General features: G+C 57.4%; 10 protein-coding genes and 2 pseudogenes. 6 read left to right on the forward strand and 6 right to left on the reverse strand.

What is annotated here, in order from left to right; genetic code table 11:
* Window positions 1-210 precede the first annotated feature (210 nt).
* A complete protein-coding gene (locus Q0908_RS20005) occupies window positions 211-4,491 on the forward strand; it encodes an autotransporter outer membrane beta-barrel domain-containing protein (protein ID WP_299288983.1) in 4,281 nt (1,426 codons plus the stop codon).
* On the opposite strand, the pseudogene Q0908_RS20010 reads toward Q0908_RS20005, so the two are convergent.
* The 3 genes and pseudogenes from Q0908_RS20010 to Q0908_RS20020 all read right to left on the reverse strand — a co-directional run.
* Window positions 4,413-4,767 (reverse strand): annotated as a pseudogene (locus tag Q0908_RS20010) (transposase); the annotation flags it as partial. The gene Q0908_RS20005 and the pseudogene Q0908_RS20010 overlap by 79 nt on opposite strands.
* Window positions 4,768-4,956: 189 nt before the next feature.
* Window positions 4,957-5,292 (reverse strand): hypothetical protein, encoded by a 336-nt coding sequence (locus Q0908_RS20015; protein ID WP_299288985.1) that lies wholly within the window; start codon window positions 5,290-5,292, stop codon window positions 4,957-4,959.
* Window positions 5,289-5,957 carry a recombinase family protein gene (locus tag Q0908_RS20020; protein WP_299288988.1) on the reverse strand — a complete coding sequence of 223 codons (669 nt, stop codon included), beginning with the start codon at window positions 5,955-5,957 and terminating at the stop codon, window positions 5,289-5,291. The genes Q0908_RS20015 and Q0908_RS20020 overlap by 4 nt, the downstream gene beginning before the upstream one ends.
* 64 nt (window positions 5,958-6,021) lie before the next feature.
* Here Q0908_RS20020 and Q0908_RS20025 point away from each other — a divergent pair.
* Window positions 6,022-8,560: pseudogene (locus Q0908_RS20025) on the forward strand (Tn3 family transposase); the annotation flags it as partial.
* 147 nt (window positions 8,561-8,707) lie between these two features.
* On the opposite strand, the gene Q0908_RS20030 reads toward Q0908_RS20025, so the two are convergent.
* Entirely contained in the window at window positions 8,708-8,989 is a 282-nt protein-coding gene (locus Q0908_RS20030; RefSeq protein WP_299288991.1) for a hypothetical protein, read from the reverse strand.
* A gap of 89 nt (window positions 8,990-9,078) precedes the next feature.
* On the opposite strand from Q0908_RS20030, the gene Q0908_RS20035 reads away from it, so the two are divergent.
* Genes Q0908_RS20035 through Q0908_RS20045 form a run of 3 tightly spaced genes read left to right on the forward strand, consistent with a single transcriptional unit; the run spans window position 9,079 to window position 10,907 of the window.
* A complete protein-coding gene (locus Q0908_RS20035) occupies window positions 9,079-9,885 on the forward strand; it encodes a DsbA family protein (protein WP_299288995.1) in 807 nt (268 codons plus the stop codon).
* Between the two features lie 4 nt (window positions 9,886-9,889).
* The gene (locus Q0908_RS20040) at window positions 9,890-10,405 is read left to right on the forward strand and encodes a hypothetical protein (RefSeq protein ID WP_299288998.1); all 516 of its coding nucleotides are present in this window, start codon (window positions 9,890-9,892) and stop codon (window positions 10,403-10,405) included.
* 1 nt (window position 10,406) lies between these two features.
* On the forward strand, window positions 10,407-10,907 hold the full coding sequence (locus Q0908_RS20045) for a hypothetical protein (protein WP_299289001.1): 501 nt from the start codon (window positions 10,407-10,409) through the stop codon (window positions 10,905-10,907).
* Window positions 10,908-10,980: 73 nt separating this feature from the next.
* Here the strand turns inward: Q0908_RS20045 and Q0908_RS20050 are convergent, their stop codons facing one another.
* Window positions 10,981-11,226 carry a BrnA antitoxin family protein gene (locus tag Q0908_RS20050; protein ID WP_299289004.1) on the reverse strand — a complete coding sequence of 82 codons (246 nt, stop codon included), beginning with the start codon at window positions 11,224-11,226 and terminating at the stop codon, window positions 10,981-10,983.
* Window positions 11,213-11,479, reverse strand: coding sequence for a BrnT family toxin (locus tag Q0908_RS20055; protein ID WP_299289008.1), 267 nt, complete (start codon window positions 11,477-11,479; stop codon window positions 11,213-11,215). Before Q0908_RS20055 ends, Q0908_RS20050 begins: the two co-directional genes overlap by 14 nt.
* Before the next feature lie 320 nt (window positions 11,480-11,799).
* Here Q0908_RS20055 and Q0908_RS20060 point away from each other — a divergent pair, with 320 nt between their 5' ends.
* Window positions 11,800-12,324, forward strand: a complete 525-nt coding sequence (locus Q0908_RS20060; protein ID WP_299289011.1) for a hypothetical protein — start codon at window positions 11,800-11,802, stop codon at window positions 12,322-12,324.
* The last annotated feature ends 57 nt before the right edge of the window (window positions 12,325-12,381 follow it).

Below are 12,381 nucleotides of genomic sequence, written 5' to 3' on the forward strand. Positions count from 1 at the left end.
TTACGATAGATGCCCAAAGGTCTTCCTGTCAGCAATCGCCCTCGCCGCACTCGTCATTTACTGCCTATGAGTCCTGATCCTAGGGGCACCTCAGTGCTACAAAAGCAACAATACCAATGTTGGGAAAAAAAGTGATCAATTCCCCTTTGCTATCATATTCTTGCGAGGTAGCGATGAGCGGAATACCGCTGATTAAGATTGGGAATAACCATGTACAACTTGAAGAGGGCGTGCATTTGCCTGCGCGGAGGCCGCCTAACCAAGGTGGCAGGTAAAGTGGCAAGTTGCGCCCCATTTCTTGGAACGGCTTCTATCGCCGGTTTGGTTGGAATTGGTGTTTCAGTTTCGCCCGCACGTGCGGCTAATGAATGTGGTCCGGACGCTGCTGGTCCAACCACGATCAGCTGCCCATCCGGGACTTTTGCAGGCGGCATTACGTACACGCCAACAGAAGAGTTTACTCTGGAACTCAACGATGGAGGGATAGTCGTTCAGGATCCGGGCGTGTTCGTGAACGGGACTGCCGCCAATACCGGAAATGTGACGACCAACGCCACGCTTTTTGGTTCGATCACGACATCTACGGATGATCGTAGCGGCATACGAACGCGCACAGAGGGTTCGGGAAACGTTGCTACGACATTGGGAAGCGGTGCCATCACGACAACAGGTCAGAGCGCACGAGGTATCTCCGCGCGTACACTTGGGTCCGGCACCGCGACCGTACAAATTGACGGAGGCAACATAAGCACAACCGGGTCTTTCTCTCATGCCGGGTTGGCGGAAGTCGACAACGCGGCAAGCACTGCGACCGCATCAGCCACGCTGACGGACGGCCTCATTGACACTACAGGGGCCAGCGCACGGGCCATTCAGTCCGTCAACTCTGGCCTTGGTGCATCATCGACCCTGATCAGCGGTGGCACCGTCACAACAGCGGGCGAATTTGCGCATGGTGCCATTAGCACGATCACAAACACAACATCCACGGCCAGTGCTACAACCAGTATGAGTGGTGGCTCTGTCACGACGACAGGTGACAGCGCGCGAGGTATCGAAACGCAGAACGCCGGTCTTGGTGTTTCGACGGCCACTGTTACAGGTGGCAACATTTCGACGGATGGTGAGTTCGCACACGGCGCGGTCGCTTCGATTGACAATGCACTCAACACTCAGACGGCCACGGCCAGCATTTCCGGGGGAACGATTAATACAGGCACTGGAGCTGCCACCCGCGCCGTTTTCGCTCAGAACCTTGGACTGGGTGCTGCCACAGCTACGATGGACGGTGGTGCGCTGGTGACTGGCGGTAGTGGTGGATTCGGATTGAACAGCACCATTACAAACGCCGCGAACACTGCGAATAGCACTGTTACCTTGACCTTTGGAACAATCACAACGACCGGTGCCAATGGTCGTGGTTTGTCGACAGACACCAATGGTTCCGGTCTTGCACAGGCCAGCGTGGTTGGCGGAGCGGTCACAACATCCGGTGCCAGTGCCCGTGCGGTTCAGGCCGAAGCCAGAGGGGCCGGGAATGCTAACGTCAGCATAGCGGACGGAACAATAATGACTGGAGGCACCTTTGCGCACGGGGGCTTGGCGCTTGTGTCAAATGCGACGGGAGCCGGAACTGCGACAACAACGATGGCTGATGGTTCGGTAACCACGACTGCGAACAACGCGCGTGGGCTGATCGCGCAAAATAACGGCTTGGGTGCGGCGACGTCTGGATTGCAGGGAGGTACGATCAATACCCAAGGGACGAACGCTCGCGGTGTTGAGGCGCTAATCAATAATGCGGCAAGCTCAGCCGCTGCGGCGGCTAGTGTCACAGGCGGCAGTATCACAACAACGGGGGCGAACGGCGATGCCGTGCGGGCCCAGAACAACGGCACCGGGACAGCTACCGCGACCCTTGCGAATGGTACCATCAATACTGCTGGTGCTGGCGCGCGCGGCTTGCAAGCCCGAACATCTGGCTCTGGCGCTGCGACAGCAACCATCCAAGCAGGCACTATTGATACACAGGGCACGTTTGGAGCTGGTGTTCAGGCCGTAGCTGCCGGAACTGGGGCCGCCATTGCCAACGTCGATGGTGGGACTATCACCACGACGAACGCAAACGCGCGCGGGACTTTTGCCAACGTCACAGGTGCAGCAAGCACTGCGCTAGCGTCCACGACCATGACGACTGGTACTGTTACCACGTCCGGAGCAGATTCTTATGGTTTGGTAGCTTGGAATGACGGACTTGGCGCGACCTCTTCGACACTGACCGGCGGATCGGTGGTCACCTCCGGTGCTAATGCGCACGGTATCCTGAGCCGCAACGACGAGGCGGCGAATAATGCAGTGGCGCAGGCAAGCGTATCGGGCGGCACAATCGCTTCATCTGGCACAAATGCGGACGGAGTGCGGGTACAGCATAATGGGACTGGCAACTACATCGCCACCATTTCGGGTGGAACTGTGACGGGAGGCGCGGGCAATGGCGCGGCAGTCCATACAATCGGGTCCGGCATCGGTACAATCGACATCGCTTCTGCCGCTACACTTGACGGATCGACCTCGGGGGTCGCCATTCGAGATGGTGACGTCGATTCCGACGGGGTAGACGAAGCAGCAGCGTCCGGAAACGCAACGCTCACAACGGCGGGAACGGTCACGGGTGATGCGGTTCTTGGGCTTGGCAATGACGTGATAAACCTGACCGGCGGCACGCTGACCGGTAGTATCTATGGTGACGATATCGCGGCTGCGGCGGCTGATGGTGACGACACATTCAATTGGAGCGGTGGGGTCCTGAGCGGAGGCTTTTTTGGTCAGAATGGGTCCGACGACGCAATGGTATCAGGGTCTGTCTATGCTGGACAAGTGCTTGATGGCGGCGATGATGTCAGTACCGCAGATGGGTTTATTGACACACTGACCTTGGCGGGCGCAAACGTGACGGCCAATGGGGCAAATATCATCAACTGGGAAACTGTGACGGTTCAGGGCGGAACCTTGAACATCACGGACGGTGCTTTGACGGTTGGGTCTGACGCCGGAACCGGACTGGCTCTGACCAGTGGCGCAGTCTTGGACGGTGGTGGAGCGTTCGCTTTGACCGGCAACATGACAATCAACACAACATCGCGATTTGTGGGGACAGGTGCAGGCACCGGCGTCTATTCTGTATCCGGAAATGTACAAAACAGTGGAGTTATTACCACGCAGGACGGCGTTGTTGGCGATGTCTTGACTATCGGCGGTGACTACACCGGCGGTGGTTCTATACTTGTCGACGTCGATACTGTCACTGACACAGCCGACTTGATCGCTATTTCGGGCGATGCGAGCGGGACAACCGACCTCATCGTCACGGTTCTGGACCCGGACACCGCGACGGGCAACGACGTCGAAGTCATAACGGTCGCCGGATCGGTTGCCCCATCCGCATTTAGACTTGCAACTGGGCCTGTCACGGCCGGTGCCTATGACTACAATTTAGCGTTTGATGCCGGCAGCTTTGTGCTGCGTGCCGGAGCAAGTGTAAATGCAACCGGAGCTGTCTACGAAGCTGCACCGGCAACTCTGTTCGGTTTCAATCGCCTGCCAACGCTGGAACAACGTGTGGGGCAGCGCCAATGGGCTGGCAAAGAGCTGGTCCGAGACCCGTTGGAACCCAGCAAAGGCGCATGGCTCAGGTTCCACGGTGACCGTCTTGAGACGAAATCAAACACTGGGACCAAAATTGATCGTGACGGATGGGGTTTGCAGGTCGGCTATGACTTTGAGCCAGAGCTACGTGATGATGGACGATGGGTTTTTGGCATAACTGCGCAATATGGCGCACAAGACGCGTCGGTGTCCAACATATCTGGTGAAGGCAACATCGACAGCGACGGTTATGGCCTGGGCTTGACGGCAACCTGGTATGGCAATGGCGGGTTTTATGCTGACGCCCAAGGGCAGATAAACTGGCTTTCCACGGATTTCTTTTCCTCCAGTGCCGGGTCGCTGGCCACGAGTGAAGACTCTACGGCCTATGCCCTTAGCCTCGAAATCGGTCAACGATACGAGACAAGCCAAAATGGCACATTGGTGCCCCAGGCACAACTGAACTGGGGAAGAGTTGATGGTGCCGATTTTGTCGATTCACAAGGGAACGGTGTTGATCTCGACTCAAATTCCAGCCTCTTTGGCCGTATTGGCCTCGCCTACGAATACGAGAACAATGATGAGCGGTCAGGCGACCGTGAAAAGGCGTACATTATCGGTAACATCCTGCATGACTTCTCGGGCAACAATTCGGTCGATGTAGGTGCGACAAGCCTAAGCTCAAGCTCCGACACGACATGGGCTGAAATCGGGCTGGGTGGGTCTGTGACATGGGATGAAAACAAGACCGTGTATGGTGAGGCATCCTACCGCACGTCGATTAGCGACAGTTCAGGTGACAACAACGGGTTATCGTTGACCGCAGGTTTACGCATCCAGTGGTAAGGTTGTGATGACCTGCCCCCGCAAGGCTCCCGCCGAAGCGCGCCGGGCGCGGAGCCGTCAAGTTGCTCAAGCGTCCGGCACGCTACTGCAGGCGCCTGGTTACCGAGCGATGAGTGCGGCCTGACATGGTTATTGTCGTAGCGCCAGTTTTCGTCACGCATCTTCCAGCCTGTCGAACATCTTCTCACTCAAGAGCTCATCGCGCTGGCTGCCATTGAATGACTCGATGAAGGCGTTCTGCGGGGGCTTGCCCGGATCGATGTAGTGCCAATCTGGCTTGCTGCCGGTTTCGGGGACACCGAGATAAGGTGTTTAGTGCCCGTCCGTTGAACCCGCCCTGTTGAGGTTGGGCGGTGCCGGTTACGCTGCCTGAGCAGCGTAACGCCAGGGGAGGAGTTCGTCGAGGCGTGTGATCTTGTGATCAGCGATCTGGGGGTCAGTTGCGGATAGGGGCGGAATCCTGCGCTAAGGTTCTTGCGGTGTTGGTCGCGTCGCAAATCCTGATCTATCGAAGACCTTCTTTGCTTGGCCATCATCCGGCCTGAACACATCAGTCATATTTGAACCATCTTTCGTTAAGAACAGCCGCCCGCAATCTTGACACTCCCAAGCCTGCTGGCTCGGGTCCACGATTTGATCGATTAACTGATAGCTGTAGCCATGTTTTTCTGATGCCTTCATGGCCTCTTCGATTTGATCCCAGAAGGCGTGCCAATCTCTGTCACTGATGACGTAGGCTTTGTTTGGCAGGCTATCTGTCTGATCAACGATGATGCCGCCGCAGGTGCAGCCAATTTTCATGAGGCCTTATCCACTTCGATTTTTTGTGTTCTCTTCGCAATCGCCAGCACGGTATTTTTGGAAATGCCGAGGTCGCGGGCGATCCAGCGATAGGAGCGGCCTTCTTCGATCAACGCCATCACCCTTGGGGCCAGGCGGTCTGACTTTGGGCGTTGGCCAGGTTGGCGTCCAAGTTTTTTGCCCCGCGCCTTGGCGGCGGCGAGGCCGGATTTGATGCGCTCGCTCATGAGGTCGCGTTCGAATTGGGCAATGCCTGCCAGCATAGTGGCCATCATCCGGCCATGGGGGCTGTCGAGTTCGAAGGTCATGCCGGACATCGCGACGACGGAGACGTTCCAGCCAGCCAATTGGTTCAACGTATCGAGAAGGTCTTGGGTGGATCGACCCCACCTTGATAGCTCGGTGACAAGAACAGCATCGATTTTACGGGCCTGAGCCAAGTCCATCACCTGGTTGCGGGCGTGGCGGTTGGTTTTGGTGCCGGAGATCGTCTCCTTGTGAATGTCCAGAACGTCGTACCCTGCTCGGGCGGCGAAATTGGTCAGATCGGCGATCTGCCGTTCACAGGATTGGTCAGAGGTTGAGACCCGCGCGTAGATCACGGCCCGTTTCAATAAAGCGGACGTTTGCTGTCCCAATTGAACTGGTGTGGCTTGGGCGGTCATAATGGCTTGTTTTTACTGACCTGATTATTGTCCCTTTTAGCCATTTGATCAAGAGGGACGTATTTTGCCAAGACGAAGCATTCTGACCAAGCGACAGCAGGCCCGCCTTTTAGATTTGCCAACTGACCCAGCCCGACTGCAGGCGCACTACACACTCGATGACGTTGATCTTGAACAGATCAAACAGCGCCGTCGCCCCCACAACAAAATGGGCTTCGCGCTCCAGCTCTGTACCTTGCGATATCCGGGTCGGTTGCTTGCATCGGGTGAGACCATCCCCATCGAGGTATTGCGGTTCCTGGCCACCCAGATCGGGATCGAGGCGGGTGATCTCGCCGGATACGCCAGCCGGGAAGAAACACGCCACAATCATCTGGCGCAATTGCGTGACATCTACGGCTTCAAAAGCTTTACGGGTCGTGGTGCGGCAGAACTCCGACAATGGCTTTTGGATCAAGCCTTCCACGCCACGTCCAATCTCGACCTTGCGGAACGTTTGGTCGCCCGGTGTCGCGAGACCCAGATCATTTTGCCAGGGATCAGCACCATAGAGCGTCTCTGTGCTGAGATGCTGGTAGCTGCCGAACGGCGGATCGATGCCGTCATTGCTGGACGGCTGGATGATCGAATGCGGCAGCGTCTTGATGCGCTTCTGGACGACATGGTCACCGACCAGCTAACGCGCTTCGTGTGGCTGCGCCAATTCGATGTGGGCAACAACTCACGCGCTGCCAATCAGCTTCTGGATCGGCTGGAACGCCTGCAAAAGCTTGAGCTGCCAGCCGATCTCGTGGCCGACATTCCATTGCACAAGATCAAACGCCTGCGCCGCCACGGCGAACGATACTTTGCGGATGCATTGCGCGACCTCTCCGATGACCGCCGTTATGCCATCATGGGCGTGTGTGCCCTGGAATGGCAGGCTGCTATCTCTGACGCTCTTGTTGAAACCCATGACCGGATTGTGGGACGCACTTGGCGCGAAGCCAAACGCTTGGCCGATGCCCGGATTGATGATGCCCAAGCCAGCATCCGAGACACGCTCTTGTCTTTCAAGGATATGGGCATGTCTCTTTTGGTGGCACATGGTGACAATCAACCGCTTGAGCCAGTGATCCAGTGGCCGGAACTGGAAAGCCTGGTTGCCGTGGCCGGCAAATTGACCAGCACCATGGCCGCCGATCCAGTTGCCAATGTCACTGGCGGATGGGGCCGGTTCCGGCGCTATGTCCCGCGCATGTTGCGCGTTTTGCAGATCGAGGCCGCACCGGTCTGTGCACCTTTGCTGAAAGCGGCGCATCTGATCCGTGACAAGACCACCGGGCACGATCAGCCCAAAGGCTTCCTGCGCAAAACTTCAAAGTGGCATCGGCACCTGAAGGCTGATGATATCAGGATGTGGGAGGTCGCTGTCTTCTTCCACCTGCGCGATGCCTTCCGCTCTGGTGATATATGGCTGGCGCATTCAGAGCGGTTTGGCGATCAGTCTAAATCCCTGGTGCCTGCATCCGCCTTGCCCACCAGTACAAGGCTGGCGGCACCCCTCGACGTGGACGCATGGCTTACCCAAAAAAAAACAAGAGGTGGTCGAGGCCGTGAAAACCTTGGGCCGCGCGGCAAGCAAAGGGCTGCTGCCACACGCCAGCATCGAGGCGGGTGCGCTGAAAATCGACCGTTTGCCTCCGAGTGTGCCGGAGGGAGCCGATCAGCTCGTGCTCGATCTTTATGCGCAAATGCCCGAGGCGCGGATCACAGATATCATGCTTGCTGTAGATGCCGAGGTCGGTTTCACCGATGCTTTCACCAACTTCCGCACCGGTGCTGTTTGTTCCGACAAGCTTGGGCTGATGAACGTGCTCCTGGCCGAAGGGCTGAACCTGGGCCTGCGCAAGATGGCTGAGGCTTCAAACAGCCATGGATACTGGCAGCTTCAGCGCATCTCGCAGTGGCACATTGTCAGCGACGCTATCAATCAAGCCCTCGCCATGGTCGTTGAGGCGCAAAGCGATCTGCCGATGGCGGGTCTATGGGGGCTTGGTGAGACCGCTTCCAGTGATGGGCAATTCTTCCCGACCACGCGGCAGGGCGAGGCCATGAACCTGATCAACGCAAAGTACGGCAACGATCCGGGCATCAAGGCCTACACCCACGTGTCTGATCAGTTTGGCCCGTTCGCTTCCCAGAGAATCCCAGCCACCGTGAACGAAGCGCCGTTCATCCTGGATGGGTTGCTCACCACGGATGCGGGCAGGAAGATCAAAGAGCAATATACGGACACTGGCGGCTTCACCGATCACACATTCGCGCTGACATCGTTGTTCGGCTTCCAGTTCGTGCCACGCATCCGCGACTTGCCGTCAAAGCGGCTCTTCCTCTTCGACCCTGCCGCCGCGCCCAAGAACTTGCGCAGCCTGATCGGCGGCAAAGTGCGTGAAAATCTGATCCGCGATCACTGGGAAGATACTCTAAGGATCGCCGTGACCATGGAAACTGGAGCAATCCAGCCCAGTCAAATCATGCGTAAACTGGCTTCTTACCCGCGCCAGAATGCCTTGGCCGTGGCGTTGCGCGAAGTCGGGCGGACCGAGCGCACACTATTACTCGCCCGAAGGCATGCAGGCCTACATCGATAAGGGGATCCAGAAGCACAGCGTGCCTCGCTGGTGGTCTGAGGTGCAGGCTGAACGCGGCGCCCCAGACATTGAGATCGGTGGGAATATTTTCAGCGGAAAGAAACGCCAGTGATGCAGTTAGCGATCTCGAAAGCTGGGAGAACCAGGACCCATGTTGAAATACTTAGGGTTTCGAACGTCATGGAGCCAGTTAGTACACGCAGCATTATCGTCACTCTGGTTTTCGCTACCACGACCACGGTTCTGCCAGATGTAAGCGAACAGCCAAACAAACCCCGCCACCGCAAAAGCTACCGCCGGCACCTCGGAAGTGATTACTCCGTTTTCCTGAAGCTCAACAACGCCGAAGAACCCGGCGAAGTAGGCAAGCACAAGACTATAGCGGCGCAGGCGCGTCATTTTCGATCCTCTCGTTTGGAGATCGAACGTAGCACGAACATCACCACAATGCAATTTCCGCGCGAACACGCGGCCTGAAGGAGACGTATATGCGATATTTTGGTTTTGATGGATCACTTGGCACCTCGTTTGCGGCCCTGACTGTGGGCCTTGCCCTCACATGGGGCCCACAGGCTGGGGCGCAGAACGTGGTGCCGGTATCCCAAATCCCGGACGTCACGGCTCCTGCCGAGGTCACGCCTGAATTTGTCGATGCCGTCCGTCGCGCTCTGATCGGGAACCCTGAGATCATTCTCGAAGTGCTCTCCGTCCTCGAGGCAGAACAGGCGGCAGAAAAGTCCAGCAAGGACCGCGAGCTTATCGCGCGCCACGCGGATGAGCTCTTCGTCGGCCTTGATCGGACCAAGCCCATCCTGATCGAATTTCAGGACTACAACTGCGGCTATTGCCGCCGTGTCCATCCAGATGTGACGGCTGTGCGCGACGCTGATCCTGACTTGCAGCTGGTCGTGGTCGAGTTTCCGATCCTGGGCGAAGACAGCACCTACGCCGCTGAAATGGCGCTGGCCGTCAAAGCGCTCTACGGCGAAGACACGTACCGTGACTTTGCTGATAGCATCCTGCTAGCAGACAGAAACGCCAACCCCGCTACTGTTCTGCGCATCCTCGATGTTCTTGGGCTGGACGGCACCGCCGTCACGGAAGCGTCCAAGAATCCTTCCATCGCCGAGCAGCTTCAGCGGTCCGCATATCTTGCCCGCACAATGGGTGTGCGCGGCACCCCTGCCTTTATCGGACCGAGCGGGATCTCTCGTGGCGCTGCCGGACGCGCGCAGCTTGTCGCTCTGGCACAGCCCATCCCGGCCCAAACCGATACTTCATCCAAAGGAGAATGAACGCATGACAACGCATTGTACAAAAACTCAAAATACCCTTCGTGCAGCGCTTCTTGGCATCTCAGCCCTCGCACTATCGGCTTGCGATTCAGGCCAGTCACAAGTCCTCGGGGCGAGTCAGTCGCTGAATGCGATAGCGGGTGTCCAACGCGCGGCGCAATCACAGCCCTCCGAGGCTGATCTGTCACTCAGCTGTGCATCAATCGCCGGTGAACTGAACTCGATCTACGCGCGCCTCTCCGAGATCGACCAGGCGCAGCGCGCCGTGCAACGCAAGCGCAACATCCAGAAAGGGATGATCAACACCGGCATCTCCATCCTCGGTGCAGGTGCAATCGCAAATGCAGGCTCGGTCAACGGCATTCGCAATACCAGCACGGCCGTCGGTGCCGCCGGTATGGCGGCCAATGGTGTCCGCGCAAACGGAAGTCCCGAGGATGGCCGTGCTCTGAACGAGGCGCTCGCCCTTCAGGAGCGTGCTGCCAACCTCGAGCGCGCCAAGGTCGGGAAGGGGTGCTGAGATGACACTGCTTGGATCCCACCACCAATTTGCTGAGGACGAGCACATGGCTGATGACAATGACGTTTGCCTTGATACCGTCCTGACACTGTACAACGGCGCTAATGGATCCTGTGTCTGTCTTTCAAGGTCTGTGGTTGCGGCATTCCTTGCGCTGGCTCATTGCAAGTTGCTTCCTCATCCCGGCGAGCACTGGGCAACGCTTGTTGCCGGGTACTCGGATGTCGGCCCAGACACGGACATCTCACCGCTCTATACCTTTACAAGTCTTATTCGCAAAAGGATCGACGTCGATGGGTTTCCGCGTCTCATGCTTCACGCTGCGTTTGAGACAGAGACTGACCGTTCCTTAATCAGCCGCTGGACGATTGTTGCAACGATACTTCTGTTGATCGATGTCGGGCATTTGCCGAAATGCCCGGATGAGTGGCATGCCGAGTTGAAACGGATGTTCAACGTGCCTTCGCCGGCTACACGATCAAAGGGCGCAAGCGATGCGTGATGCTGTGGTCGTGCCCTCATCCCGATCTTCAACGCGGGATCACTGAGATGAGGTCCGCTCTACCCAGACCTCTTCACTTGCGCACAGCGTCGAGGCCCAAAGCCTCGCGCAACAGCGCGTTGGCTCGTGTCTGCCAACCCCGGCCGTCAGCCTTGAGGCTGCTCAAGACGTCCGGGTCCAGCAGGATCGTGGTGCGCTCCTTGCGCTCTCCCTCCTTCATGGGTGGGCGGCCGCGACGCGCAAACTTCAGATCGTCTTTGGTGATTTCGCGGACCTCGCCGTCAGCGTCCACCAGAGGTTTTCGTTCAGAACGTGTCATAGATTTTTCCTTCGCGGCTGTTGGCCTTGCGCATCGAAATCACCCGGATTACGCCCTCGCGCTCCGTAAATGCGACGACCACCAATCGACCCCGCAGCTTCCCAAGCACAACCTGACGATGCTCTCCGTAGTCACGCCGCTCATCATCGAAGATGATGGCTGTATCCCAGTCGATATGCGCCACATCGGCAAAGTCCAATTTGCGGGTGCGCAGAGTGTCCTGCCGTTTGCCTTCATCCCAAGCCAGTTTCATCAATTAAACATACATATAATAAGTCGGGATCAATTTTCCAAGCCTGTCGTGCAGACTAAGGCTTTTGTAGCGTGCGGCGCAACGCCCGCGAGATGTGAAGCACCTCCGTAACAGTGATTTGGCTGCTCCAAGCAGGTCAGTACTGCTGCCATAATATACCATAACAAACCTTACACGTGACCCGGATCACCCCCGCGCTCAGCCCCGGCTGAACGCGCACGATACCCCTTTGTCCGCTCTCAGCACGGAGAACCCACATGCGCACAAGCCGTCCCACACAATTTGTCCGCGGTGGTCAGACCACCCAGCACTGGACCCGCATGGCCACGCAAGTGATCCGCTACTCCATTGCAGTCGCCGCCTTCGTCTTCACTGTGACGTTCGGCTGGTTCGTGGTTCAGAACTACGAGCTGGATAAGGTCCGTCTCACGGGCTTTTATTGGGTCGCGCAATTCAACGTCGAGCAGAAAGGCAGCGAAGCGCGTCAGATCACATATGTCGATCTGACAGGTCGGCAGGTCACGCGCTCGGCTGGTGAGATTTATGCCGATGCCGAGATGCGCGATCTCTACATGCGCTACAATGCGAACGCCAAACAGTTTGCATTTCTGGCGCTGCTTCCAACATGTATTGCGTTTGCATTGGTCCTGGGTGTCTTCGCACTGGTCGGCCGATCCCTTAAGAACGAAGAGCATGTGCGCGGTGCGCGCCTGGTCTCGCAACGTGACCTCAAGGCCTGGTCCCGCCGCAAGTGGCGCGAGTATGAACGCAAGTTCGGCAAAGGCTCCAAGAGCGGCCCGCGCTATACGCTGGCCAGCATCGAGTTTGGACGTGTCGCGGTTTGATGCCGCTCCTTTGATAGCATTTATTGCAACAAAGGAGATAAACCATGGGACTGAAAC

Origin of the sequence: uncultured Tateyamaria sp., from assembly GCF_947494755.1 — a bacterium.
Taxonomy (GTDB): domain Bacteria; phylum Pseudomonadota; class Alphaproteobacteria; order Rhodobacterales; family Rhodobacteraceae; genus Tateyamaria.